Origin of the sequence: Nonomuraea coxensis DSM 45129 (genome assembly GCF_019397265.1) — a bacterium.
Classification (GTDB): domain Bacteria; phylum Actinomycetota; class Actinomycetes; order Streptosporangiales; family Streptosporangiaceae; genus Nonomuraea; species Nonomuraea coxensis.
In genome coordinates this window covers 2,572,617-2,596,643 of the sequence record NZ_CP068985.1, presented here as the reverse complement: position 1 = coordinate 2,596,643, position 24,027 = coordinate 2,572,617, and the positions used below count along the sequence as shown (strand labels likewise).

Sequence of the window (24,027 nt, the reverse complement as noted above, 5' to 3'; positions counted from 1 at the left end):
GATGACCCGACGCGAGCTTCCGCACACACCGGGAATCGGCCCGTGCGTGATCATCACAGCTGGAACAGGACACACAGGCAGATGTCTCCGTGGATCCGTAGGTGAGGTTACTAGATCAGGCCGACTGATGCGTTCGCATCATTTGTCATCCGGCAATTTACCTGCCGCCGGCCCGGTGCAACCGGCGGCCCCGGCCTTTCCGAAAGGAAAAGTGTGAGTGAGACGCGAAGCCCGCACGCGCCGGCGCCGCCCCGGGCGCCCGCGACCAGGGCGGCCACGGCGGCACAGGCGGTCGGGCTGACGGCGCTGGCGGCCATGGTGGCGCTCCAGGTCGCCTCCGGGATCAGCGCGGAGCCGGTGCGCTTCACCGGGATGGTCGTGGCGGTGCTGGCGGTCAGCGCGATCGGGTTCGCCGCCGCCCGCTGGGGCGCGCGGCGGACACTGGCCGCGTTCGCGGCGGTGGTCCTGGCCGGGTACGCGGCCGAGGCCGTCGGCGTGCGCACCGGGTTCCCGTTCGGCGAGTACCGCTACACCGGCCTGCTGTGGCCGCAGCTCGGCGGCGTGCCCGTCGTGGTCGCGCTGGCGTGGGGCGGCATGGGGCTGGCCGCGTACGGGGTGGCGGCGGCGGTCACGACCGGCCCGCGCAGGATCGCCGTAGGGGCGCTCGCGCTGACCGCGTGGGACCTCTTCCTCGACCCGCAGATGGTCGGGCTCGGCCTGTGGACGTGGGCCGAGCAGGGCGCCTACCGGGGCATCCCGCTGACCAACTTCGCGGGCTGGCTGCTGGTGTCCGCGCTGGTCATGCTGCTGCTGGAACGGACACTGGGCGGCGGCCCGCGCCCGTCCCGCGGCCTGGTGGGCGTCTACACCACGATGGCGGTCATGGAGACGATCGGGTTCGCGGCGGTCTTCCAGCCGCCGGACCCGCTGGTCGCCGCGGCCGGGGGCATGTCGATGGGCGCGTTCGCCGCGCTCGCGTGGAGGCGGCTGTGGCAGAAGTGATCGTGATCGGCGGCGGCGTCGGGGGCATGGCGTCCGCGCTGCTGCTGGCCCGCCGGGGGCACCGGGTCCGGCTGTACGAGCAGCTGCCCCGGCTCGGCGGCAAGCTGGCCGAGCACCGGCGGGACGGGTTCACCTTCTCCATGGGGCCGTCGCTGCTCACCATGCCCGCGATCTTCCGCGAGCTCGGGCTGGAGCGCGAGATGATCGAGCCGGCCGAGCTGTGCCGCTACCGGTTCGCCGACGGCAGCGTGCTGACCGCCCACCGCGACCCTGACCTCATGGCGGCCGAGGTCGAACGGCTCACGCCGGGCGAGGGCGCGGCCTGGCGGGCCTTCCACGCCTGGGCAGAGGGATGCCTGCGGGCCGCGGGCCGTACGTTCTTCGCCGGGCCGCTCGGCCGGCCGCCCCGCGAGGCCCGGCCGCGCGACCTGCTCGCCGTCGCGCCCGCCCGCACCCTCGACGGGCTCGCCCGCCGCTTCTTCCGCGACCCGCGCCTGCGCCAGTACGTCGGCCGCTACGCCACCTACGCCGGGTCCAGCCCGTACCGGGCGCCGGCCGCGCTCGCCTGCGTGCCCGCGCTGGAGCACGGCCAGGGCGGCTGGTACGTGCCCGGCGGCCTGCCCCGGCTCGCCGAGGACCTGGCGGCGCTGCTGAAGGAGGCCGGGGTGGACGTGCACCTGTCCGCGCCCGTCGAGGCGGTCACCACGTCCAGCGGGCGGGTCACCGGGGTGCGGCTCGCGGGCGGCGGCTGCGAACGGGCCGACGTCGTGGTGGCCAACGTGGACGCCGCCGCGCTCTACGGTCGCCTGCTGCCGGACCGGCGGCGGTTCCGGCGGCTCGCCAGGCTCGGGCCGTCGTCGTCGGCGTTCCTGCTGATGGCCGGGGTCGAGGGGCGCACCCCCGGGCTGGCGCACCACACGGTGATCTTCTCCGGCGACTACGAGCGGGAGTTCGCCGACATCTTCGACCGGCGCGAACCGCCGGCCGACCCCACCGTGTACGTGGGCTGCTCCGCGGTCGACGACCCCGGCCAGGCGCCGGCCGGGGCCGAGAACCTGACGATGCTGGTCAACGTGCCCGCCCGCGACCCCGGCCGGTGGCGCGTCGGCGTGGACGCCTACCGGGACCTGGTGCTGGAACGCCTCGCCGGACGCGGGCTCGACCTGGCCGGGCGGCTGCGCTTCGTGGACGTCATGACGCCCGCCGACCTGCGCGACCGGTACGGGGCCTGGGCGGGGGCGATCTACGGCAGCGCGTACCGGGGGCGGCTCGCGCCGTTCCTGCGGCCGGGGAACCGGGGGCCGGAACGCGGCCTGTACGTGGTCGGCGGCACCGCCCACCCCGGCGGCGGCCTCCCCATGGTGACCCTGGGCGCCCACATCGTCACCGACCTGGTCGGCCACGACTTCCCCCACCCCCGCACGACGTCCCAAGGAGGAGGAACAGGCCGATGAGAGGCGGACTGGTGACGGGGGCGCAGGTGGTGGCCGCGGGGGTCGTGCTCGCGCGCCTCTCTCGGGGGCGCCGGCGCCTCCCTCCGCTCCGAACGACCACCGCGGGGAACGGGGCGGCCGGCCACACCGGCCAGGGCGGGGGGATCTCCGTCGTGGTGCCCGCGCGGAACGAGGCGGCGAGGATCGGGCCGTGCCTGCGGGCCGCGCTCGCCGACCCGGCCGTCATGGAGGTGATCGTCGTGGACGACCGCTCCACCGACGGCACCGCCGCGCTGGCCGCCGGGCTGGGTGCGGCCGTCGTACGGGGCGAGCCGCTCCCTCCGGGGTGGGTCGGCAAGCAGTGGGCGCTGCGGCAGGGCGTGGCCGCCGCCCGCGGCGACGTCGTCGTGACCCTCGACGCGGACACGCGCCCGGAGCCCGGCCTGTTCGGCGCGCTGGCCCGTGCTCTGGACGAGCACGACCTGGTCAGCGCCGCCCCCCGGTTCGCCTGCGACGGCCCGCTCGAACAGGCCCTGCACGCCTCGATGCTGGCCACGCTCGTCTACCGGTTCGGCCCCGTCGGCCCGGCGACGCCGCCCCCGCCGCACCGGATCCTGGCCAACGGCCAGTGCCTGGCCTTCCGCCGTACGGCGATGACGGAGATCGACGGGTTCGCCGCCGTACGCGGGCACATGACGGACGACGTGGCTCTCGCCCGGTTCCTGGCGGGGCGCGGCTGGCGGGTCGGTTTCCTGGACGGCGGCGCGCTGCTGGAGGTCGACATGCACGACTCGACTCCCGAGCTGTGGCGCGAGTGGGGCCGTTCGCTGCCGCTCGCGGACGTGACCGGCGCCGGCTGGCGGGCCGCCGACCTCGCGGTGATCTGGCTGACGGCGGCGCTGCCGGTGCTGCGCCTGGCCGCCGGCCGTCCGACGAAGCTGGACGCGGCGCTGCTCGCGGTGCGCCTGCTGCTGACCGGCGCGCTGCGGGGCAGCTACCGCCGGCCGGGCGTGGGCCTGCTGCTGTCCCCGCTGCTGGACCCGGCCGCCGCCGTCCGCCTCACCCAGGCGACGCTCCGCCCGGTGCGCGAGTGGCGCGGACGCACCTACCCCGCCCACGCCCAACCCGCCCGCACCCAACCCGCCCGCACCCAACCCGGCAGGACCTACCCCGCCCACGCCCAATCCGGCGGGGCCGGCTTCACTCCCGGCGGCCCGACAGCGCGGCCTGCCCGAAGCGCAGGCCGATGAGGCACATCAGCGCCCCCGTCCCCGCCACCAGCTCGGCCGGGAGGAACAGCAGCTGCAGGACGGGCACGCCGAACACCGCCACCCGCGCCCCCACCGCGAACGACCGCGCCGCCAGCGCCACGGCCACCAGCACCGCGACCGCCAGCGCGAACCCGGGAGGGCAGATGACCGCGACCCCGCCGGCGAAGGTCAGGATCGACCGCCCGCCCCTGAACCCGGCGAACACCGGCCAGGCGTGCCCCGCCATCGCGGCCGCCACCGCCAGGTACACGGGCAGGACGCTGTCCCCCGTCACCGCGCCGGCGGCGGTCGTGTGCCCGCCGCTGACCACCAGCGCGGCCAGCGCCGCCAGCACGCCCTTCAGCGTGTCACCGGCGAACACCGGCACGGCGGCCCGCCAGCCGAGCTGCTCCTTGACGTTCCAGAAGCCCGGGTTGCGGTCGCCCACGGCGCGCGGGTCGAACCCGTGCCCGCGCGCCAGCAGCACCGCCACCGGGACCGACCCCAGCAGGTAGCCGACGATGACCGACATCACCAGCACGTCCATGGCCTCGTTCCATCTCATCCGGTATGACTCCGCGGACGCCATGCGTCACATGGCCTTCGACCGCCCGCTGCTGCGGCGCACCGGCGGGCTCACGTTCTGGCGGCTGCTCGGGACCGGGCGCGGCCGGTCGATGTCGCTGGGCGCGGACCTGCGCCGGTGGGCGCTGTTCGCGGTCTGGCGGGAGGAGGCCGACCTGGAGGCGTTCCTGCGCGAATCGCCCATCGCGGCGCGGTGGCGGGCGGAGGCGGCCGAGCGGTGGCAGGTCCGCCTCGCGCCGCTGGCCTCGCGCGGCACCTGGGGCGGCCGCGACCCCTTCCCGCAGGGCGGCGTCAGGCAGGGCGGGGACGGGCCGGTCGCCGTGCTCACGCGGGCCTCGATCAGGGCGCGGCGGCTGGCGGCCTTCTACCGGTCGGTGCCGCCCGTGGACCGGCTGCTGGCCCGCCAGGACGGCTGCCTGGCCTCGGTCGGGATCGGCGAGTGGCCGCTGGCCCGGCAGGCGACGTTCTCCCTGTGGCGGGACGCGGCGGCGATGCGCCGCTTCGCCTACGGGGACGACGAGCATCTGCGGGTGGTGGCCCGGGTGCGCGCGGACGGCTGGTACAGCGAGGAGCTGTTCGCCCGGTTCATCCCGTACGGGAGCGAAGGCGCCTGGAACGGCTCCGACCCCCTGACCTCCTGACCGGGGACGGAGCATCACGCCGGTTCCAAGCAGGACAGGGAGTGGGCGACCACGCAGGCGCGGGCGATGGTGGCGGCGGTCGAGGAGCCGTGGGCGACGATCACGGTGCCGCGCAGCCCCAGCAGCGCCGCCCCGCCGTGCGTCTGCGGGTCGTAGCGGCGGGCCACCCCCGCCAGCGCGCCCGGCTCGGCGATGCCGGCCCGCGCGACCATGGCGAGCGCGGTCCGCACGCACCCTTCGACGTTCTTGAGCACGACGTTGCCGGTGAAGCCGTCGGTGACGATGACGTCCACCGCGCCGGACAGCACGTCGTGGCCCTCGATGTTGCCGTGGAAGCGCATCGGCAGGCCGCGCAGCAGCTCCTCGGCCCGCCGGGCCAGCCGGTTGCCCTTGCCGGGTTCCGAGCCGATCGACAGCAGCCCCGCCACCGGGTCGGGCACGCCCAGCACGGCGCGGGCGTACCCGGCGCCGAGCAGCGCGAACTGGGCCATCATCTCCGGCGTCGGGTCGGCGGTGGCGCCCGCGTCCACGAGCACGCTCGCGCCGCCGGGCAGCGACGGCAGCGCGACGGCGAGCGCGGGACGCAGGACGCCCTCGGCCCGGCCGATCCGCCGTACGGCCTGGGCGACCACCGCGCCGGTCGAGCCGGCCGACACGAACGCGGCGGCCTCGCCCTCGCCGACCAGGCCGCAGCCCACGGCCAGGCTGGAGGCGGGCAGGGCGGCGCCGCCCGCGCCGCGCTCGGTCATGGGCACGACGTCGGGGGCGTGCACGACCGGGATCTCACCGGCGGCGTCGTGGGCGGCCAGCTCGCGGGCGAGGTCCGGCGCGCGGCCGGCGAGGACGACCGGCACCCCGTGCTCCCGCCAGGCCGTCACCGCCCCCGCCACCGTCTCGGCGGGCCCGTGGTCGCCGCCCATCGCGTCCAGCACCACCGCGTCCCGCCGGCCTGCCCGGACGGCGTCGGCGCCGGTCATGGGAGGTCCAGGCGGACGCGGCGTTCGAGGCGGCCCGCCTCGGCGGAGGCCAGCAGGTGGCGGGCGAAGGCGGCGGCCCTGCGGTGGCGCGGGACCCGTACCCGCCGTTCCAGCACCGCGTAGCCGCCGCGCTCGATCGCGACGAGGATTCCTCCGTACAGCTCGACGGCCGCGCGCACGCACGGCCGGGACGAGGGCACCAGCAGGTCGACGCCTCTCGCCGCGGCCCGGTAGTGCTCGCGGGCCCGCCCCGCCTCGAAGGCCAGCAGCTCGCGCACCGCCCGCCCGGTCCGCGGCCGGCCCAGGTCGGCGGGCTCGACGCCGTACGCGGCGAGGTCCTTGGCGGGCAGGTAGACCCGCCCGCGGGCGTGGTCCTCGGCCACGTCGCGCAGGAAGTTCGTGAGCTGGAAGGCCAGGCCGAGCTGGCGGGCGGGCTCCCTCGCGGCGGCCTCCTCGCCGGGCAGCGCCTCCAGCACCGGCAGCATCATGGTGCCGATGACGGCCGCCGACCCCTCCATGTAGCCGAGCAGGTCGTCGTAGGTGTCGTAGCCGGTGACCGACAGGTCGGCGCGCATCGCGGCGAGGAAGGCGTCCACGTCGCCGTGCGCGATCCCGAACGAGCGCACGGTGTGCAGGAACGCGGGCAGCACCGGATCGGCGACGGGCTCGCCGGCCAGCCCCCGGCCGGTACGCGCGCAGAGCTCGTCTAGCGCCGCCCGCCGGTCGGCGGTCATGGTGAAGGAGTCGACGATCTCGTCGGCGTAGCGGGCGAAACCGTACAGCGCGTGGACGTGGCGGCGCTTCCACGCGGGCAGCAGCAGCGTGGCCAGGTAGTAGGAGCGGCCGTAACGGGCGTGCAACTGGCGGCAGCGTTCGTAGCTGGCGGTGAGAGTCAACGGGTGCCCTTCACGAGGTCAGGATGCGTTCGGCGGCGAGCCGGCCGGAGATGAGCACCGGGGGGACCCCGACGCCCGGTGCGGTGTGCATGCCGGCGAAGTGCAGTCCGGGCACCCGCCGGGCGGCGCCGGACGGGCGCAGCCACGCCGTCTGGGTGAAGCGGTGGTCGAGCGCGAACGGGGTGCCCGCGGTGTGCCCGAGCGCGGCCCACGCGGGCGGGTCGAGGACGAGCCGGGGCGCCCCGGACAGGTCGCCGTAGCCGAGCGCGGCCAGCCGGCCGAGCAGCCGCTCCTCCAGGCGAGGGCGGAGCCGGTCCCAGTCGGCGGCCTCCAGGTTGGGCGCGGGCTCCAGGACGCTGAGCGTCGCGTGCCCCGGTGGCGCGGCGTCCTCGTCGGTGGCGGGGCAGGTGACGAGCAGGCTCGGGTCCGGCTGTGGCCGGCCCGACTCCAGCGCCGCGAACGTCTCCCGCCACGCCCGCCCGAAGTGCAGCGTGTGGTGCGCCTGCCCGGCCGGCGGGCGCTCCAGCCCGGTGTGGACGACGAGGCAGGACGGCGAGAAGCGGGGGCGGCGCATCCGCCAGTCGGCGGCCCGGCCGGGCAGCAGCCGACGGGCCGCGTACCGGTCGCAGGCGACGACCACGTGCGCGGCCGGCAGGCGTTCGCCGTCCTCCAGGAGGACGCCGGCGACGCCGTCCCGATCGGTCTGGACCTCGCGGGCGCGGGCCGCGTACCGGACGGGGGCGCCCAGCTTCTCCAGCAGGGCGGCCAGCGCGGACGGGATGGCGTGCATGCCGCCGCGCTCGGGGAAGTACACGCCGCCGACGGTGTCCATGTGCGCGACGACGGCGTAGATGCCGAGGGCGCGCTGCGGGGACAGGCCGACGTACAGGGACTGGAAGGTGTGGGCCCTGATCAGCCGCTCGTCGGTGAGGTGGCGGGCGGCGAGCCGGTCCAGGCGGCGGAAGCCGCCGAGCGCGGCGAGCCTGGCCAGCGCGAGCGGGCGGGCGAGGCTGCCCAGCCTGGTCATGTCCGCGTCGATGAACGCGGGCCACTCCGCCGCGAACAGCTCGCCGAGCAGCCGCCGGTACCGCAGGTAGCGGGCGGCCTCGGCGGGCCCGCACAGCTCCCGCACCCGCTCGGCCATGACCGCGCCGTCCGTGGTGAGGTCCAGGTGGGAGCCGTCGTGGAAGGCCATACGGTACGCCGGGTCGAGGCGGCGCAGCGGCAGCCAGTCGCGCAGCTCCTCCCCCGCCGCGCCGAAGGTGTCGGCGAGCACGCCGGGCATGGTCAGCACGGACGGGCCGGTGTCGAACCGGTACGGGCCGAGCCTGGCGCTCCCGCAGCAGCCGCCCGGCTCGTCCCTGGCCTCGACGACGGTGACCTCGCGGCCGGCCGCGGCCAGCCGTACGGCGGCGGCGAGGCCGGCGAGGCCCGCGCCGATCACCACCGTGGGTCCGGTCCGGGGCATCAGCGGCTCCTGTCGGTGGCGAGGACGGTCAGCTCGGTGAGCGCGGCGCGGGCGTCGCCGGGCAGGCCGGGCAGCGCGTCGAGGGCCTCGACGGCCTCCCCGGCCAGGGCGGCGATGCGCCGCTCCGCCGCGTCCAGCGCGCCGCAGGAGACGATCAGCTCGCGGGCCGCGGCCGCGTCCTCCTCGGTGGCGACCGTGTCGAGGAGCGCGGCGCCGCGCGGCCCGGTGCGTTCCTTGGCGGCGGCGACCAGGTGGTTGGGCTTGCCCTGGCGCAGGTCGCCGGCGGGCTTGCCGGTGCGGCCCGGGTCGCCGAAGACGCCGAGGACGTCGTCGCGGAGCTGGAACGCCTCCCCCAGCGGCAGCGCGTACGCGCTGAGCGCCCGCCGGGCCGCCGGCTCGCCGCCCGCCACCGCGTGCCCGAGGTGCAGGGGGCGCTCGATGGTGTACTTGGCCGACTTGTAGAGCGCGATGGTCCTGGTCCGGCCGGTGTCCGCGCCGGCGGCGGTGCCGGCCAGGTCGAGCTGCTGCCCGGCCGTGACCTCCACGCGCAGCCTGGTCAGGACGTCGAGCGCGTCGGCGAGGTGCGGCCCGGAGCCGAGCAGCGCGGCGTCGGCCCAGGCCAGGGCCAGGAGGGCGAGCAGGGCGGTCTGCGACTCGCCGTAGCGGGCCGGGTCGCCGCGCAGGCCGGCGCGGCGGTGCTCGGCGGCCAGCGCGGCGTGCGCCGCCGGGCGGCCCCGGCGTTCCTGGGCCTCGTCCATGACGTCGTCCAGGAGCAGCGCCGCGACGTGCACCAGTTCGACGGCGCAGGCGGCGTTCAGCACCCGGCCGAGGTCGGCGGCCGTGCCGCCGGCCGCGCGGTGCCCCCAGTACACGAACGCGGGCCGCAGCCGCTTGCCGCCGTCCCGGGCGAACGCGGCGAGATGGCGGCGCACCAGGTCGACGCCCTCCTCGCCGAGGAAGCCCAGCCGGGCGAGCTCCTGGTCCAGCAGCTCGCCGAGGCGCTGGTCGACCAGGTGGCGCACCCGGCCGTTCCCTGCGCCGCCGGCCGGGGTGACGGTGTGCGAGGTCACGATTGTCATGCGTCCTGTCTCCTTCTCGGTACATAGGTCTTCGCGAAGGCATCCCCCGCCGGTTGCATCCGGCGGTCGGCGGATCGCGAAAGGATGGTCACGGGAGTGCCGGAAAAGGGTCCGGACCAGCGGGACGACCGTGACGATCACGAGGGAAGGGAACGGGGACGTTCGGTGAGTGAGGAAGAGGCCGGGTACGGCATCGGGGCCGTCTCGCGGCTGCTCGGCGTGCCCGCGCCCACGCTGCGCACCTGGAACCTGCGCTACGGGCTCGGCCCGAGCCGCCGCAGCGCCGGCGGCCACCGCCGCTACGACACCGCCGACCTGCACCGGCTGCGCGAGATGAAGCGGCTGATCGCCGAGGGCCTCCCGCCCGCGGAGGCCGCCCGCCACGCCCTCACCCTGACCTCCGAGGCGCCGAGGGAGCAGGCCGAGGCCGCTCCGCCGGCGACCCGGCGGCCCCCCGCGGAACCCGGGCCCGCCGGAGCCGGGGTCGCGTCGCTCGTGCGGGCGGCGTTCGTGCTGGACAGTCACGCCGTCACCCACCTGCTGGAGGCGTCGCTGGCGGCGCACGGGGTCCGGCCGACGTGGGAGCGTCTGGTCCTGCCCGCCTTCGACGCCGTCTGCCGCCGCCAGGACGACTCAGGCGCGGGCATCGACGTCGAGCACCTGCTCTCCGACCGCATCCTCGCGGCCCTGCACCGGCACACCGTCCGGCACACCGTCCGGCAGGCCGCCCCGGCGGGCCGCCGCCCCGTGCTGCTCGCCTGCGCCGAGGACGAGCAGCACACCCTCCCCGTGCACGCCCTGTCCGCCGCCCTGGCCGAGGAGGGCGTGGAGACCCGCGTCCTCGGCGCCCGCACCCCCTACGCCGCGCTGGCCCACGCGATGCGCCGGCTGCACCCGGCGGCGGTCTTCGTGTGGTCGCAGCAGGAGATCACCGGCGCGACCGCTCCCCTGGCCGCGCTGCCGCGGCTGCGCCCGGCGGCACGGCTGATCGTCGGCGGCCGGGGCTGGCGCGGGGCTCTTCCCGAGGGCGTGATCAGGGTAGATACCTTCCGCGAGGCGCTGTCCCAAGTCCGCGCGACGCTGCCTTGAGCGTGTCTTTCCCCCGATGACGTTGTGCCGTCCCTCTTCTGGCGCTATGAATAGGTTTTGAATAGGTTTTCCAGGCAAGCGGGACGGACCATGGGGAAGACTCCGACCATCAGCCAGCAGCGGCCCTCCGAGCGCGACGACGAGGAGACCCTGAGCGACAGCTACCGCGCGCACGCGCCCGCCCTCCGCTCCTACCTGCGCCGCTTCATCTCGCCCCAGGACGTGGACGACCTGCTCCAGGTCGTGTTCGCCGACGCCTGGCGCTCGCGCGAGCGCTACGACCCGTCCAGGAGCCAGGCCGCCTGGCTCTACGTGATCGCCCACCGCCGCGCCGTGGACCACCTGCGCGTCCGCCGCCCGTCCACGGTCCCGCTGGACGCCGCGGCCGAGGCGGCCGTGCCGACACAGCGCCCGGCCGACGACGAGCTGGCCGACCGGGACCGGATCCGCCGCGCCCTGGCCGAGCTCTCCCACGCCCAGCGGCAGGTCATCGAGCTCGCCTACTACGGCGAGCTGACCCAGCAGGAGATCGCCGAACGCCTCCGCGTCCCCCTGGGCACGGTCAAGGCCCGCACCTCGCGCGGCCTGCACAAGCTGTCGTCCCTGCTGGCGGCGGCCGAGGCCGCCTGACGCCCTCCGGAACGATGTTCCGAATTTTGGCCGGTATTCGTCACATTAGGTGACATGCCAACCGCTACGAACACGATCGGTGTGTTGACAAAGAGTCAACCCGTCGTTAGCCCGGTTTCTTCGCATCCGTACCTTGAAGTACATCTGCCCCATCGGCATAGTGGACGGACCTGTAAGGAGTAATCAGTCGTGACGGGCATCCTCGGGGGGCGACACCAACTCGCGGCTGCTCGGCGGAATTGGACATGATCGTATGAGTTCGCCCCCTCCGATCCGTGCCAAGCTGCTCCGGATCCTCTTACTCCCGCTGGTGTCGATGGCGGCACTGTGGGGCTTCATCGCCTACTCCAGCGTCCAGGAGATCGTGGACGTCTCGCAGACGCAGGACCGCTGGGAGGCCATCGGCTCGCCGGTGCTGCAGCTCATCATCGAGCTCCAGCGCGAGCGGCAGCTCTCCGCCGAGGCGCCGCGCAGCACCGGCTCGTACGCCCCGCTCATCGACCAGCGCCGCAACACCGACGCCAAGGTCGAGCGGCTGCGCGAGGTCATCGGCACCGTGGACGTCACCGAGAGCGGCGAGGAGACCCCCGCCCAGGTGCGCGCGCTGGTGCAGGCCCTCGACGGCCTCCAGTCGCTGCGCGCCTCGGCCGACGGCGGCGTCCTGGCCCCGCCGCTCACCATCATCGAGGCCTACAACAACCTCATCGCCGTCGCCAACCGGCAGTTCAACGACCGCGACGCGCTGAGCGACGTCTCCTCCTTCCGCTCGGTGCGCGGCATGGCGGCCTACGCGGCCACCGCCGAGTACCTGGGCCGCGAGCACGCCGTGCTCACCGCCACCATCGTCCACCGCCGGATGTCGCCCACCGACCGGGCCGCGTTCGTGGCCGCGTCGAGCAGCCGCCGGCTGGTCTTCGCCAACGCCGAGCGCGACGCCGGCCCCGAGCTGAAGGCCAACTACGACGAGCTCGTCGCCAGCCCGCAGTACCGGCGGCTGATCGAGACCGAGGACGAGCTGTTCAGCTGGGACACCGGCGGGCCGCCGCCGGTCGAGGCCGCCCAGTGGAAGGGCGACGCCGAGGCGCTGCTCGGCCTCATCAACCGGGGCACCCAGAGCGAGCTGGCCCGCGCCGCCGAGGAGGCCCAGTCGCAGAAGAGCGGCGCGTACTGGCGGATCGGGCTGGTGCTGCTCGCGGGGCTCGCCGCGATGCTGCTGTCGCTCGCGTTGTCGTACCGGTTCGGCCGCTCGCTCATCGCCGAGCTGCGCCGGCTCCAGGGCTCGGCCGTCGAGCTGGCCGAGCAGCGGCTGCCCCGCCTGGTGGAACGGCTGCGCCGCGGCGACGACGTGGACCCCGCCGCCGAGGCCCCTCCCCTCGACCCCGCCGAGACCGCCGAGGTGGACAGCGTCGTGGCCGCCTTCGCGGCCGTGCGCCGCACGGCGGTCGAGGCCGCGGTCGGGCAGGCGACGCTGCGCAAGGGCGTCGGCCAGGTGTTCCTCAACCTGGCGCGGCGCAACCAGGCGCTGCTGCACCGCCAGCTCGCGCTGCTCGACACGATGGAGCGCCGGGTGGACGAGCCCGAGACGCTGGAGGACCTGTTCAAGCTCGACCACCTCACCACCCGCATGCGGCGGCACGCCGAGAACCTCATCATCCTGTCCGACTCGGCCCCGGCCCGCCGCTGGCGCGACCCCGTGCCGCTGTTCGACGTCGTACGGGCGGCGGTCCTGGAGGTCGAGGACTACACCCGGGTCACCGTCGCGCCGATGCCGCAGGCCCCGATGCTGGTCGGGGCGGCGGTCACCGACGTCATCCACCTCGTGGCCGAGCTGGTGGAGAACGCCACCGTCTTCTCCCCGCCGGACACCTCCGTGCAGATCCGCGGCATCACCGCCGCCAACGGCTTCGCCCTGGAGGTGGAGGACCGCGGGCTCGGGCTGAACCAGGCCACGCTGGACGAGCTGAACGCGCGCCTCACCGAGCCGCCGGAGTTCGACCTCGCCGACAGCGACCGGCTCGGGCTCTTCGTGGTGTCCAGGCTGGCGGCCCGGCACGGCATCAAGATCTCCTTGCGGCGCTCCCCGTACGACGGGACGACCGCGATCGTGCTCCTGCCCGTCGGCCTGCTGGCCGGCATGGACGCCCCCGCGCGGCCGGCCGAGCCGGTGGGCGCGGGCCGGCCCATGCGGGCGCTCGACTCCGGGCCCGCCGAGTCGCGGCTCCGCGCGCCGGAGCCCCGCACGCCCCTCGACGCCGAGGTGCTCAACGGCCACCCGGTCCGGTTCCCCGACGCGCCCGGGGAGGCCCCCGAGGACGCCGGCGAGGACATCCCCGAGAACACTCCCGAGGAGAAGGCGGTGGCGGAGGAGCCGGCGAGGCCCGAGCGCGGCACCTGGTTCGACGCCGCCTCCCCCGCGCGGCCCGCTCCGGCCGTCCCGCCGGGCCCGCCTCCCGGCTGGAGCGTCACCGTTCCGCCGCAGGACGCCGACGAGGACCTGGACGGGCTGCCCATGCGGGTCCCGCAGGCCAGCCTCGCCCCTCAGCTCCGCACCGCGAGACGTACCCAGGCGCGCGGCGTCTCCGTACGCTCGCCGGAGGAGCTCGCACAGCTCATGTCGTCCATGCAGCAAGGCTGGCAGCAAGGACGCCGCCTGGCCGACGAGCCGCATGGACAAGACGTGTGGAACCGAAAGGACGACCATCCCGATGCCCGACCCCAGAAGTGAACTGAGCTGGCTCCTCGACGACCTCACCCAGCGCGTCCCCGGCATCAGGCACGCCATCGTGCTGTCCGCCGACGGGCTCGCCATGGGCGGCTCCCGTGACCTGACCCGCGAGGACGCCGAGCACCTGTCCGCCATCTCCGCCGGCAGCCACAGCCTCGCCATGGGCGCGGGCCGGCATTTCGGCCTGGGCGGCGTACGGCAGACGATCATCGAGATGGAAGGGGGCTTCCTGTTCGTCACCGCCGCGGGCCAGGGGGCCAGGCTGGCGGTGCTCGCGGCGGCCGACGCCGAGCTGGGCATGGTCACGTACGAGATGGCGCTGATGGTCAAGAGGGTCGGCGAGCACCTCTCCGCGCAGCCGAGGGGAGCGGCACCGGCACCCGCCTGGAACGGCGCGAGACCGTGACAGGAGAGGATCCCGGCCCCCTGATCCGGCTGTTCGGGCTGACCGGGGGCCGGGCGCGCCCGCAGGGGGAGACGTTCGACCTGGTGGCCATCGTCGCGACGGTCGCCGGCTCGCACGAGTTCGCGGACCTGATCCCCGAGCACCGCGCCGTGCTGTCGCTGTGCCGCCGGCCCACGCCGGTGGCCGACGTCGCGGCGCACCTCAGGCTGCCGCTCAACATCACCCGGGTGATCCTGGGCGATCTGCGGCGCGAGGGCCTGGTCACCATCGAACGCCCGCGCCCGGTGGCGCAGACGATCGACGAACGTATCTACAGGGAAGTGCTCCATGGGCTACGCAGCCTCTGAGCCGGGGGCGACGGCCGTCGCCTCGGCCTTGGCCATCAAGATCCTCATCGCGGGCGGGTTCGGCGTCGGCAAGACGACCATGGTCGGCACGATCAGCGAGATCCGCCCCCTGCACACCGAGGAGCTGCTGAGCGAGCGCGGCGTCGGGGTGGACGACCTGTCGGGCGTGGAGTCCAAGACCACCACCACCGTGGCGCTCGACTTCGGCCGCATCACGATCCGCGACGGGCTGTGGCTGTACCTGTTCGGGACGCCGGGGCAGGACCGGTTCTGGTTCATGTGGGACGAGCTGGCGCTCGGCGCGCTCGGCGCGGTGGTGCTGGCCGACACCCGCCGCCTCCAGGAGTGCTTCCCCGCCGTGGACTACTTCGAGCAGCGCGGCATCCCGTTCGTGGTGGGGGTGAACTGCTTCGACGGGGCCCGCAGGTACGATCCCGACAAGGTGCGGCGGGCGCTCGGGCTGAGCGAGACGACCCCGATCGTGCTGTGCGACGTGCGGCGGCGCGAGTCGGTCAAGGAGGTGCTGACCACGCTCGTCACGTACGCGGTGGAGGGCGCCCGTCCGGCGGCGGGGCGGCGATGAGCGGGTAGCCGCCCCGCCGGGTAGTGGCCGCGGATGTTCGACGACTTCGCGACCGACGTGATCGACGTGGGCGAGACGGAGCTGTACGTCCGGCACGGCGGCTCCGGCAGCCCGCTGCTGCTCCTGCACGGCCATCCGCGCACGCACGCGACCTGGCACCGCGTCGCCCCTCTCCTGTCCCCCCACCACTACGTGGTCTGCCCGGACCTGCGCGGCTACGGCCGCTCCGGCAAGCCGCCCACGACCCCCGACCACGCCCCCTACGGCAAGCGCGCGATGGCGCGGGACCTGGTCGCCCTCATGCGGGCGCTCGGCCACGACCGCTTCGCCGTGGCGGGGCACGACCGGGGCGCGTACGTGGCCCACCGCCTGGCCGCCGACCATCCCGGCGAGGTCGCCCGCCTGGTCGTGATGGACGCGATCCCCATCGGCGAGGCGCTGGCCCGCGCCGACGCGCGGTTCGCGGCGGCCTGGTGGCACTGGTTCTTCCTCGGCCAGACCGACAAGCCGGCGGAGCACCTCATCAACGCCGACCCCGACGCCTGGTACGGGGCCACGGAGGAGCAGATGGGGCCGGAGGCGTACCTGGACTTCCGCCGCGCCGTCCACGACCCGGTCACGGTCCACGCCATGTGCGAGGACTACCGGGCGGGCCTGACGGTGGACCGGGCCGCCGACGACGCCGACCGGGCGGCGGGCCGCCGCGTCGCCTGCCCGACGCTGTTCCTCTGGTCGTCGCGGGACGACATGGAGGACCTGTACGGCGATCCGCTGGCCATCTGGCGCACCTGGGCCGACGACGTGACCGGCCATCCGATCGAGAGCGGCCACCACATGGCCGAGGAGGCTCCCGAGGAGCTGGCTGCGGCCTTACTGGGCTTCTTGAAGCACTGATCGCCCTTCTGCGTCCTTCGGCACATCCGGAAATTCCCGGCGGGGCGGCCGTGTTCCCCGGACATGCACAATGCTTTCGCGGACGAGAACGTCATCCGCCGGCTCCTCACCGGGACGCGGACGTGGGCCTTCGTCGGGCTGTCGGACAACCCGGGGCGCACGGCGTACGACCAGGCGGGCCTGCTCCAGGCGCGCGGCAAACGGATCATCCCCGTCCATCCGGCCGCCGCGACCGTGCTCGGTGAGCCGGGGTACGCCTCGCTGGCCGAGGTGCTGGAGAAGGTGGACGTGGTCGCGATCTACCGGCGCGCCGAGCACGCGGGGCGGGCCGTGGACGAGGCCGTCGCGATCGGGGCGGGGGCGGTGTGGCTGCCTCTCGGCGTCGTGGACGAGGCCGCCGCGCGGCGGGCTCGGGAGGCCGGGCTCGACGTGGTGATGGACCGCTGCCCCGGCGTCGAATGGGCGCTCCGCCGCACCCCCTGACCGGGTCAGGCCGGCCGGCCGCCCCGTTCCCTGCGGATCACGCGGGTGGCCTCGCCGCGGTCGTCGGGGAGCCGCGGCGGGGCCGACACCCGGCCGTCCTCGTGGCGCACCTCGGCGTGGGCGCGTGAGACCGGCGGCATGGGTAACTCCCATTCCCTAGCCATTGAACTTGAGTCATGCCGTTCGATCGTGAGACCGGATGAGGGGATTTTCCACTGAAAATTACTCACAGCAGAGAATCCGCAGGTTTGTGAGGGGTACGTGACTTTTCGGCCTTCCGGAGGGAGTGCGTCACCATGATCACGTTGCGCCTCACGGCAGCCCGGGCATGCCTGCTGCTGCCGAACTGGCCCGGCCCGTCCCCGGGTCCGGACGACGCGTCCGACCAGGGCCGGCGGCGGCGCCGCCGCCGCCGTCGCTGAGCCCGTCGCTGGGCCGCCGGGTCACTTCCAGGGGAGTCTGCGTCCCTTGTAGACGGGGTACCTGGTCTCCCAGTACTTCCAGCCCTCGAAGCGGGCCGGCACGTTCGCGATGCCCGAAGCGATCTCGACCTCCCGGCACGTGCTCAGCACCGACCACGCCGACCAGCCGATCCGGTAGCCGAACACCCGGTACCACAGGTTGCCGTACATCCCCGGGCTGATCTCGCGGGTGTACTCGTGCCCCGCGAACACCATGTGACGCTCCTCCAGGTGCGGGATGCCGTTCTTGCGCAGCGCGCGGATCACCTCTCCGGGCTCGATCGGGTTGGTGGTCTGGACCCGCTCCTTCTCCGTCTCCAGGAACGCGAGCACCTCGTGCTCCCTCGTCACCGACACCGTCATCTGGCCGCCGGGGCCGTCGGTGAAGCGGGTGCGCGGAAGGAAGAAGTTGCGCGGCGAGAGGTGCCCGCGCTTGAAGAAGATCCGCGGTGTGCACACGCCTTTGTCATGATCGTGGATGTGCTGGGTGCGGCGGCGGTGGTCACGGTTCTCGTCGTCCGTGTCGTCGCCCGCCCACGCCACCGGAGCCAGGGCGACGGCAAGGACGACCGAGAGCGAGCCGCGGACGGCGGTTGTCCGCATAACGCGGCGAAGGTGAATGGGCGCGAGCATATGCCGTTCCTTTCGGAAATACCTGCTGCACGATGCTCGCAGGAGCCGCGAAACACACCCCATCGCCACACCGGAGCCGAATATCCCATACCCGGCAAGAAATGGTGAAGAAGTATTGAACCCGGGCCGGCGGCGCCGTACGGGTACCATGCCTGCATGCCGCCCACCCGCGAACACGCCGAGCTGAAGCTGCGGCCGCTGCCGCAGGCGGGCCGGTCGCTCGCCGAGCAGGTGATCTCCGAGGTGCGCAGGGCGGTGCACACCGGCGCGATGGTCCCGGGCCGGCTCTACTCCGTCTACCAGGTGGCCGAGCAGCTCAACGTCTCCCGCAGCCCGGTGCGCGAGGCCATGCTGCGCCTGGCGGAGGCCGGGCTCGTGCAGGTCGAGCGCAACCGCGGGTTCCGGGTCGTGCTGCCGCACCCGCGCGAGATCGTCGAGATCTTCGGGGTCCGGCTCGCGCTGGAGCTGCCCGCCGTGCGGCGCGCGGCGGGGGCCGGGCCCGCAGGGCTGGGCGCGGCGCTGCGGGAGACGATGCGGCGGATGGCGGCGGCGGTCGAGGCCGCCGACGAGGAGCTGTTCTTCCAGCTCGACCAGGCGCTGCACGACCGCGTCCTCGCCGCGGCGGGCAACGGGCGGGCCCGCGCGATCGTCGGCGACCTGCGCGACACCATGCGCATCCTCGGCACCTCCACCGACGACGCCTCCCGCACGCTGCGGCAGGTGCACGAGGAGCACGAGCCGATCGTGGCGGCGGTGGCCGCGGGCGACGCCGGGGGCGCGGTGCGGGCGATGCGCGCCCACCTGACCAACACCGGGCTCATCCTCGCCGGGCAGGCGGCCCGCGCCCAGGGCGAGCCGGTGGACGTGGCCGCACTGTGGGCCGCCGTGGTCGAGGAGCCCCCGCCCAGCTGACCCCGCCCAGCTGACCCCGCCCGGCTGACTGGGCCCGGCTGACTGGGCCCGGCTGACTGGGCCCGGCTGACTGGGCCCGGCTGACTGGGCCCGGCTAGCTGAGCTCGCCGGGCAGGCCCAGTTCCTCCCGCACGCGGGCCAGCGACTCGGCACGGATCGCGGCGTACAGCTCGTACGGGTCGTGCAGGGTCCGCCCCAGCACCCCGGCCAGCTCGTCGGGCCCGAGGTCGGCGCCGGCCGCCGTGACGTCCTTGGCCCCGTCGGAGGTGAGGTTCGACTGGAAGATGCCGGCCGCCGAACGCGGCAGGAAGTCCTCGTACACGATGGGCCGCGCGCTCACCCAGCCGCCGGCCAGCAGCTCGGCGAGCCCGGCCGGAGGCGGTCCCGAGGGCCGGTCCGCGGCGGTGTGGAAGGTGAAGTACGCGAGGTCCCGCGCCGCCAGCTCCGCCTCGGTGCCCGGCACCCGCGCCTCCCACAGCCCGGCGGCCACGGCGTTGCGTTCCTCCGCGTCCACCCGCCGCCCGGCGAGGGCGTCGTCCAGCGCGGCGGCCAGCTCGTCGTAGAGCGCCCGCCCGGCCGGGGTCACCGCGATCCCCCGCGCCTCGACCTCGCCGAAGCGCACCCGCAGGTCGTCCTCGGCGATCCGGCCGTCGTCCTCGCGGAACAGCCGGGGTTCGGCGAGCGCGCGGAAGGAGGTCTGGCGCAGCAGCAGGTCGGGGCCGGACCAGCGGGGCGGGCCCTGGATGGCGTCGATCATGGTGATGCCGCGCCCGGACATGCGGGCGTAGAGCGCGTCGATGTCGAGCACGCGCGGGGTCAGGTGGTTGACGTGCGTGCTCGGGACGCCGCCGATGTCGGCGGCCACGGAGGAGACCCGTTCCAGCTCGGCGTACCAGCCGCGCGAGACCGGCTCGCGCGACAGCTCGAACGAGCGCGTGGCGAGTGTCAGGAACTCCTCGGCCGCCGCGTCGTCCAGCCCGCCCTCGGCCTCGGCGCGGTCGGCCAGCTCCAGCAGCCGCGGCGGGAACAGCCGCCGGGCGCCGAGGAACGCCTCCAGCCTCCGCCGCAGGTCCTCGCCGAAGAACCGCCGGTCGCCGGTGACCAGCATGGACGTGAAGACACGGAACGGGTTGGCGGCCAGCTCGGCGGCGGTCACGGGCCGGAACGCCGTCGAGACCACCGGCACCGAGCTGCCCGCCGCCTCCCGCAGGTCGTAGAAGCCGACCGGGCGCATCCCCATCGCGCCGAAGATCCGCGCGACCTGGGCCAGCTCGGCGGGGGTGCCGACGCGGATCGCGCCGTGCCGCTCGGCGGTGACCCGGCCGATCGAGCCGAGCCGTTCGGCGTCCGCGCCCGTCCGGGCCAGGACCTCGCGGTTCACCTCCTGGGCGACCTCGACGAGCGTGGTGTAGGCGGGGACCTCGGCGCCGTACATGGCCGACAGGCGCCGGGCGAAGGCCGCCCGCAGCGCGGTCGCGTCCATCATCATGCCGTCCCTTCTCGCGGTCCTGCTGAGCTGGCATGGTACAGGGGTCGCATGTAACATGCTACGCATGGACCGAGCCGCGGCTCTCGCGAGCGACCTGCGCCGGCGCGGCGTCGCCGACGTGCTGACCGACGGCACCACGCGCGCGGTCCACTCCTCCGACGCCTCCCTCTACCGGGTGCCGCCCCTGCTGGTCGCCCGGCCCAGGACCGCCGAGGACGTCCAGGCCGCCGTCGAGCTGTGCGCCCGGCACGAGATCCCGCTGACGGCGCGCGGCGCGGGCACCTCGATCGCCGGCAACGCCGTCGGCCCCGGCCTGGTGCTCGACTTCAGCCGGCACATGGACCGGGTGCTCGCCCTCGATCCCGAGACCCGCACGGCGGTGGTCCAGCCCGGCGTGGTCCAGGCGGCGCTCCAGCGGGCGGCGGCCCCGTACGGGCTGCGCTTCGGCCCCGACCCCTCCAGCCACACCCGCTGCACGATCGGCGGGATGATCGGCAACAACGCCTGCGGCTCGCGCGCCCTCGGCTACGGCCGCACCTCCGACAACGTGACGGCGATCAAGGCCGTCGCCGGCGACGGCACGCCGCTGGACCTGCCCGGCCAGGCCGGACCGGCCGCGCTGCGCGACCTCGTGGCGGCGAACCTGGCGACGATCCGCACCGAGTTCGGCAGGTTCGGCCGCCAGGTGTCCGGCTACGCGCTGGAGCACCTGCTGCCGGAGAACGGCTTCGACGTGACCCGGCTGCTGGTCGGCAGCGAGGGCACGCTCGCCGTGCTCACCGAGGCGACGGTCCGGCTGGTCGCCGATCCCGCGCACCGCGCGCTGGTCGTGCTCGGCCACGCCGACATCGCCGAGGCCGGGGACGCCGCGCCCGGCGTGCTCGCCTTCCTGCCCACCGCGTGCGAGGGCCTCGACGCCCGCATCGTGGACGTGGTCCGCGCCCGCCGCGGCCCCGGCGCGGTGCCGCCGCTGCCGGGCGGGGCCGCCTGGCTGTTCGCCGAGATCGCCGGCGACGACCCGGCCGAGGTGCGCGAACGGGCCGCCCGCCTGGCCGCCGGCCACCCGGACGCGCTCGTCGTCACCGACCCTGCCGAGGCCGCGGCGCTCTGGCGGATCAGGGAGGACGGCGCGGGCCTGTCCGGCCGCAGCCCGGCCGGGCGGCCGGCGCACGCCGGCTGGGAGGACGCCGCGGTGCCGCCCGCGATGCTCGGCCGCTACCTGCGCGACTTCGAGGAGCTGATGGCCGGGCACGGGCTGACCGGCCTGCCGTACGGGCACTTCGGCGACGGCTGCCTGCACATCAGGATCGACCTGCCGCTCGACCGGCCCGGCGGGCGTGAGGTGCTGCGCGAGTTCCTGGTCGCCGCCGCCACGCTCGTCGCCGGCTACGGCGGCTCGCTGTCCGGCGAGCACGGCGACGGCCGCGCCAGGAGCGAGCTGCTGCCGCTCATGTACTCCCCCGCCGCGATCCGCCTGTTCGAGCAGGTGAAGGGCGTCTTCGACCCGGCCGGGACGCTCAATCCCGGCGTGCTCGTCCGGCCCCGCCCGTTCGACGCCGACCTGCGCGTGCCCGCCGCCCGTCCGGCCCCCGGCCCGCTCGCCCTGGCCTACCGGCACGACGGCGGCGACTTCACCCAGGCGGTGCACCGCTGCACCGGCGTGGGCAAGTGCCGGGCCGACAACACCGGGACCGGCGGCGTCATGTGCCCCTCCTACCTGGCGACCAGGGAGGAGAAGGACTCCACCCGGGGCCGGGCGCGCGCCCTCCAGGAGATGCTGAACGGCGGGGACGTCTCGGGCGGCTGGCGTTCGCCCGAGGTGCACGAGGCCCTGGACCTGTGCCTGGCGTGCAAGGGCTGCGCCTCCGACTGCCCGACCGGCGTGGACATGGCGGCGTACAAGGCGGAGGTGCTGCACCAGAGCTACCGGGGGCGGCTGCGCCCGGCCTCGCACTACGCGCTGGGCCGGCTGCCGCTGTGGGCGCGGCTGGCGTCCCGGATGCCGCGCGCGGTCAACGCGGCCCTGCGCGCGCCCGCGCTGCGCCGCCCGGCGCTCGCGCTGGCGGGGGTGGACGCCCGGCGCACGCTGCCCGCGTTCGCGCCGCGCACGTTCCGCTCCTGGTTCGCGCGCCGGCCGCGGCCGGCGGCGGGCGAGTCGGTGCTGCTGTTCGTGGACACCTTCACCGACCACTTCGCGCCCGAGGTCGGCCGGGCCGCCGTCGCCGTGCTGGAGGCGGCCGGCTACGCGCCCCGCGTCACCGCGCGGCGCGGCTGCTGCGCGCTGACCTGGATCTCCACCGGCCAGCTCGACCAGGCCCGGCGTATCCTCGGCCGGACCGTGCGCGACCTCGCGGCGGAGGCCGGGGACGGCGTGCCGATCGTGGGCCTGGAACCGTCCTGCACGGCGGTCCTGCGCTCGGACGCCCTGGAGCTGCTGGACGAGGCCGCCGCCGCGCCGGTCGCCCGCGCCACCAGGACCCTCGCCGAGCTGCTGACCGCCACCCCCGGCTGGCGGCCGCCGCCGCTGGACGACGTGCGCGTGGTGGCGCAGCCGCACTGCCACCACCACGCCGTCATGGGCTGGGAGCCGGACCTGCGGCTGCTGCGGGAGGCGGGCGCCGAGGTGCGCAGGCTCGGCGGCTGCTGCGGTCTCGCCGGCAACTTCGGCGTCGAGAAGGGCCACTACGAGGTGTCGGCGGCGGTCGCCGGGCAGCAGCTCCTGCCCGCGCTGGGAGAGGCCGCGCCCGACGCGGCCGTGCTCGCCGACGGCTTCTCCTGCCGCACCCAGATCGCCGACCTGTCCCCCAGGCGCGGCGTCCACCTGGCTCAGCTCCTGGCCGACCGGCTCACGCCAGAAAGGACCTGATCGATGGGACGAGAACTGCCCCGGCGCGCCTCGGCGGTCGTCATCGGCGGCGGCGTCATGGGGGTCAGCATCGCGTACGAGCTGGCCGCGGCCGGGGTGCGCGACGTGGTGCTGCTCGACAAGGGGCCACTCGGCTCCGGCTCCACCTGCAAGGCGGCCGGAGGCGTGCGGGCGCAGTTCTCCGACCGGGTCAACATCGAGCTGGCCGTGCGCAGCCTGGAGACGTTCGAGCACTTCGCCGAACGCTTCGGGCAGGAGATCGACCTGCACCGCCCCGGCTACCTGTTCCTGCTGGACGCGCCGGAGGCGGTCGCGGAGTTCGAGCGCAACGTCGCCGTCCAGAACGACCTCGGCGTGCCCAGCCGGATGATCTCGGTGCGCGAGGCCGCCGAGCTGTCGCCGCTCATCGCCACCGACGGGCTGCTCGCCGCCGCCTTCTCCCCCAGTGACGGCCACTGCACGCCCGAGTCCGTGGTGCTCGGGTACGCGGGCGCGGCCCGGCGGCTCGGCGCGCGGCTGCTGCCCGGCTGCGCGGCGACCGGCATCGAGCTCGCGGACGGGGCCGTCACGGCGGTGCTGACCGAGGGCGGCAGGATCGAGACCGGCACCGTGATCTGCGCGGCCGGGGCCTGGTCGCGCGAGGTGGGGGCGTGGGCGGGCGTGGACCTGCCGGTGACGCCGCTGCGCCGGCAGATCCTGGTGACCGAGCCGGTGCCCGATCTGCCGCCGACCGCGTTCACCATCGACTTCGGCACCACCTTCTACTTCCACCGGGAGGGGCCGGGGCTGCTGCTCGGCATGTCCGACCCGGACGAGACGCCCGGCTTCAAGCTCGACCGCTCCGACGCCTGGCTGCCGCGCCTCGGCGAGGCCATGGCCCGCCGCGCGCCCGCGCTGATGGAGACCGGCATCGCCACCGGCTGGGCCGGCCTGTACGAGGTGACGCCCGACCACAACGCGCTCATCGGCGTCGCCCCCGGCGTCGAGCGGTTCCTCTACGCGACCGGCTTCTCCGGCCACGGCTTCCTCATGGGCCCGGCGGTCGGCGAGGTGGTGCGCGACCTCTACCTGGGGCGGGAGCCGTTCACGGACGTGTCCGGCTTCGACGCGCGCCGCTTCGCGCGGTCCGCGGCCCGTCCCGAGCTCAACATCGTGTGATTCACGGACAAGAAGGAGCC

23 protein-coding genes are annotated in these 24,027 nt (G+C 75.1%); 15 read left to right on the top strand and 8 right to left on the bottom strand.

Translation table 11 applies throughout. From position 1 onward, the window contains the following. Nucleotides 1-213: 213 nt before the first annotated feature. The 3 genes from Nocox_RS12375 to Nocox_RS12365 are packed head-to-tail and all read left to right on the top strand — an operon-like array spanning nt 214 to nt 3,685. Complete coding sequence (locus Nocox_RS12375) at nt 214-1,002, top strand: carotenoid biosynthesis protein (RefSeq protein ID WP_020546041.1); 789 nt, start codon at nt 214-216, stop codon at nt 1,000-1,002. After that, nucleotides 990-2,456: a phytoene desaturase family protein gene (locus Nocox_RS12370; protein ID WP_246649776.1), complete on the top strand. Its 1,467-nt coding sequence runs from the start codon at nt 990-992 to the stop codon at nt 2,454-2,456. The genes Nocox_RS12375 and Nocox_RS12370 overlap by 13 nt, the downstream gene beginning before the upstream one ends. Continuing rightward, a complete protein-coding gene (locus Nocox_RS12365; RefSeq protein WP_157383348.1) occupies nt 2,453-3,685 on the top strand; it encodes a glycosyltransferase family 2 protein in 1,233 nt (410 codons plus the stop codon). Before Nocox_RS12370 ends, Nocox_RS12365 begins: the two co-directional genes overlap by 4 nt. On the opposite strand, the gene Nocox_RS12360 is transcribed toward Nocox_RS12365, so the two are convergent. After that, nucleotides 3,636-4,250 (bottom strand): glycerol-3-phosphate acyltransferase, encoded by a 615-nt coding sequence (locus Nocox_RS12360; protein WP_246649775.1) that lies wholly within the window; start codon nt 4,248-4,250, stop codon nt 3,636-3,638. The two genes, Nocox_RS12365 and Nocox_RS12360, sit on opposite strands and share 50 nt — an antisense overlap. A 31-nt stretch (nt 4,251-4,281) precedes the next feature. Here Nocox_RS12360 and Nocox_RS12355 point away from each other — a divergent pair, with 31 nt between their 5' ends. After that, nucleotides 4,282-4,911 carry a spheroidene monooxygenase gene (locus Nocox_RS12355; protein WP_246649774.1) on the top strand — a complete coding sequence of 210 codons (630 nt, stop codon included), beginning with the start codon at nt 4,282-4,284 and terminating at the stop codon, nt 4,909-4,911. A gap of 14 nt (nt 4,912-4,925) precedes the next feature. On the opposite strand, the gene Nocox_RS12350 is transcribed toward Nocox_RS12355, so the two are convergent. From Nocox_RS12350 to Nocox_RS12335, 4 genes are read right to left on the bottom strand one after another with little or no spacing between them, the layout of a single operon-like run. Continuing rightward, a complete protein-coding gene (locus Nocox_RS12350) occupies nt 4,926-5,888 on the bottom strand; it encodes a phosphate acyltransferase (protein WP_020546036.1) in 963 nt (320 codons plus the stop codon). Then, a complete protein-coding gene (locus tag Nocox_RS12345) occupies nt 5,885-6,784 on the bottom strand; it encodes a phytoene/squalene synthase family protein (RefSeq protein ID WP_051112704.1) in 900 nt (299 codons plus the stop codon). The genes Nocox_RS12350 and Nocox_RS12345 overlap by 4 nt, the downstream gene beginning before the upstream one ends. A gap of 10 nt (nt 6,785-6,794) precedes the next feature. Then, a complete protein-coding gene (locus tag Nocox_RS12340; protein ID WP_020546035.1) occupies nt 6,795-8,252 on the bottom strand; it encodes a phytoene desaturase family protein in 1,458 nt (485 codons plus the stop codon). Continuing rightward, nucleotides 8,252-9,331 carry a polyprenyl synthetase family protein gene (locus tag Nocox_RS12335; protein WP_020546034.1) on the bottom strand — a complete coding sequence of 360 codons (1,080 nt, stop codon included), beginning with the start codon at nt 9,329-9,331 and terminating at the stop codon, nt 8,252-8,254. The genes Nocox_RS12340 and Nocox_RS12335 overlap by 1 nt, the downstream gene beginning before the upstream one ends. 165 nt (nt 9,332-9,496) lie before the next feature. Here Nocox_RS12335 and Nocox_RS12330 point away from each other — a divergent pair, with 165 nt between their 5' ends. From Nocox_RS12330 to Nocox_RS12295, 8 genes are all read left to right on the top strand, one after another. Beyond that, the gene (locus Nocox_RS12330) at nt 9,497-10,420 is read left to right on the top strand and encodes a MerR family transcriptional regulator (protein ID WP_020546033.1); all 924 of its coding nucleotides are present in this window, start codon (nt 9,497-9,499) and stop codon (nt 10,418-10,420) included. A gap of 90 nt (nt 10,421-10,510) precedes the next feature. Further along, the gene (locus Nocox_RS12325) at nt 10,511-11,050 is read left to right on the top strand and encodes an RNA polymerase sigma factor (RefSeq protein ID WP_020546032.1); all 540 of its coding nucleotides are present in this window, start codon (nt 10,511-10,513) and stop codon (nt 11,048-11,050) included. A gap of 253 nt (nt 11,051-11,303) precedes the next feature. Beyond that, on the top strand, nt 11,304-13,775 hold the full coding sequence (locus Nocox_RS12320; protein WP_020546031.1) for a sensor histidine kinase: 2,472 nt from the start codon (nt 11,304-11,306) through the stop codon (nt 13,773-13,775). Continuing rightward, on the top strand, nt 13,756-14,181 hold the full coding sequence (locus Nocox_RS12315; RefSeq protein ID WP_020546030.1) for a roadblock/LC7 domain-containing protein: 426 nt from the start codon (nt 13,756-13,758) through the stop codon (nt 14,179-14,181). The genes Nocox_RS12320 and Nocox_RS12315 overlap by 20 nt, the downstream gene beginning before the upstream one ends. After that, on the top strand, nt 14,178-14,528 hold the full coding sequence (locus Nocox_RS12310) for a DUF742 domain-containing protein (RefSeq protein ID WP_020546029.1): 351 nt from the start codon (nt 14,178-14,180) through the stop codon (nt 14,526-14,528). The genes Nocox_RS12315 and Nocox_RS12310 overlap by 4 nt, the downstream gene beginning before the upstream one ends. Next, nucleotides 14,509-15,111: a GTP-binding protein gene (locus Nocox_RS12305; protein WP_020546028.1), complete on the top strand. Its 603-nt coding sequence runs from the start codon at nt 14,509-14,511 to the stop codon at nt 15,109-15,111. The genes Nocox_RS12310 and Nocox_RS12305 overlap by 20 nt, the downstream gene beginning before the upstream one ends. A gap of 33 nt (nt 15,112-15,144) precedes the next feature. Further along, the gene (locus Nocox_RS12300) at nt 15,145-16,005 is read left to right on the top strand and encodes an alpha/beta fold hydrolase (RefSeq protein WP_020546027.1); all 861 of its coding nucleotides are present in this window, start codon (nt 15,145-15,147) and stop codon (nt 16,003-16,005) included. A gap of 63 nt (nt 16,006-16,068) precedes the next feature. Beyond that, entirely contained in the window at nt 16,069-16,488 is a 420-nt protein-coding gene (locus tag Nocox_RS12295) for a CoA-binding protein (protein WP_020546026.1), read from the top strand. Between the two features lie 5 nt (nt 16,489-16,493). Here Nocox_RS12295 and Nocox_RS43695 read toward each other — a convergent pair whose 3' ends face one another. Further along, nucleotides 16,494-16,628, bottom strand: coding sequence for a hypothetical protein (locus tag Nocox_RS43695; protein WP_020546025.1), 135 nt, complete (start codon nt 16,626-16,628; stop codon nt 16,494-16,496). Nucleotides 16,629-16,931: 303 nt separating this feature from the next. Beyond that, nucleotides 16,932-17,552, bottom strand: coding sequence for a hypothetical protein (locus tag Nocox_RS12290; RefSeq protein WP_020546024.1), 621 nt, complete (start codon nt 17,550-17,552; stop codon nt 16,932-16,934). Nucleotides 17,553-17,738: 186 nt separating this feature from the next. Between Nocox_RS12290 and Nocox_RS12285 the strand changes: the two genes are divergently transcribed. Continuing rightward, a complete protein-coding gene (locus Nocox_RS12285) occupies nt 17,739-18,494 on the top strand; it encodes a GntR family transcriptional regulator (protein ID WP_020546023.1) in 756 nt (251 codons plus the stop codon). A 94-nt stretch (nt 18,495-18,588) separates the two neighbouring features. On the opposite strand, the gene hglS is transcribed toward Nocox_RS12285, so the two are convergent. Beyond that, the gene (gene hglS / locus Nocox_RS12280; protein WP_211212782.1) at nt 18,589-19,983 is read right to left on the bottom strand and encodes a 2-oxoadipate dioxygenase/decarboxylase; all 1,395 of its coding nucleotides are present in this window, start codon (nt 19,981-19,983) and stop codon (nt 18,589-18,591) included. Nucleotides 19,984-20,038: 55 nt separating this feature from the next. On the opposite strand from hglS, the gene Nocox_RS12275 reads away from it, so the two are divergent. Continuing rightward, nucleotides 20,039-22,849, top strand: coding sequence for an FAD-binding and (Fe-S)-binding domain-containing protein (locus Nocox_RS12275; protein ID WP_033410658.1), 2,811 nt, complete (start codon nt 20,039-20,041; stop codon nt 22,847-22,849). Nucleotides 22,850-22,852: 3 nt separating this feature from the next. Further along, nucleotides 22,853-24,007, top strand: coding sequence for an NAD(P)/FAD-dependent oxidoreductase (locus Nocox_RS12270; protein WP_020546020.1), 1,155 nt, complete (start codon nt 22,853-22,855; stop codon nt 24,005-24,007). Nucleotides 24,008-24,027 lie beyond the last annotated feature (20 nt).

Bases quoted from the DNA above. Each gene is read 5' to 3' on its own strand.
- Nocox_RS12365 (WP_157383348.1), top strand. From the start codon at position 2,453: ATGAGAGGCGGACTGGTGACGGGGGCGCAGGTGGTGGCCGCGGGGGTC.
- Nocox_RS12360 (WP_246649775.1), bottom strand. From the start codon at position 4,250: ATGAGATGGAACGAGGCCATGGACGTGCTGGTGATGTCGGTCATCGTC.
- Nocox_RS12355 (WP_246649774.1), top strand. From the start codon at position 4,282: ATGGCCTTCGACCGCCCGCTGCTGCGGCGCACCGGCGGGCTCACGTTC.
- Nocox_RS12350 (WP_020546036.1), bottom strand. From the start codon at position 5,888: ATGACCGGCGCCGACGCCGTCCGGGCAGGCCGGCGGGACGCGGTGGTG.
- Nocox_RS12340 (WP_020546035.1), bottom strand. From the start codon at position 8,252: ATGCCCCGGACCGGACCCACGGTGGTGATCGGCGCGGGCCTCGCCGGC.
- Nocox_RS12335 (WP_020546034.1), bottom strand. From the start codon at position 9,331: ATGACAATCGTGACCTCGCACACCGTCACCCCGGCCGGCGGCGCAGGG.
- Nocox_RS12325 (WP_020546032.1), top strand. From the start codon at position 10,511: ATGGGGAAGACTCCGACCATCAGCCAGCAGCGGCCCTCCGAGCGCGAC.
- Nocox_RS12320 (WP_020546031.1), top strand. From the start codon at position 11,304: ATGAGTTCGCCCCCTCCGATCCGTGCCAAGCTGCTCCGGATCCTCTTA.
- Nocox_RS12315 (WP_020546030.1), top strand. From the start codon at position 13,756: ATGCCCGACCCCAGAAGTGAACTGAGCTGGCTCCTCGACGACCTCACC.
- Nocox_RS12305 (WP_020546028.1), top strand. From the start codon at position 14,509: ATGGGCTACGCAGCCTCTGAGCCGGGGGCGACGGCCGTCGCCTCGGCC.
- Nocox_RS12300 (WP_020546027.1), top strand. From the start codon at position 15,145: ATGTTCGACGACTTCGCGACCGACGTGATCGACGTGGGCGAGACGGAG.
- Nocox_RS12295 (WP_020546026.1), top strand. From the start codon at position 16,069: ATGCACAATGCTTTCGCGGACGAGAACGTCATCCGCCGGCTCCTCACC.
- Nocox_RS43695 (WP_020546025.1), bottom strand. From the start codon at position 16,628: ATGCCGCCGGTCTCACGCGCCCACGCCGAGGTGCGCCACGAGGACGGC.
- Nocox_RS12290 (WP_020546024.1), bottom strand. From the start codon at position 17,552: ATGCGGACAACCGCCGTCCGCGGCTCGCTCTCGGTCGTCCTTGCCGTC.
- Nocox_RS12285 (WP_020546023.1), top strand. From the start codon at position 17,739: ATGCCGCCCACCCGCGAACACGCCGAGCTGAAGCTGCGGCCGCTGCCG.
- hglS (WP_211212782.1), bottom strand. From the start codon at position 19,983: ATGATGATGGACGCGACCGCGCTGCGGGCGGCCTTCGCCCGGCGCCTG.
- Nocox_RS12275 (WP_033410658.1), top strand. From the start codon at position 20,039: ATGCTACGCATGGACCGAGCCGCGGCTCTCGCGAGCGACCTGCGCCGG.
- Nocox_RS12270 (WP_020546020.1), top strand. From the start codon at position 22,853: ATGGGACGAGAACTGCCCCGGCGCGCCTCGGCGGTCGTCATCGGCGGC.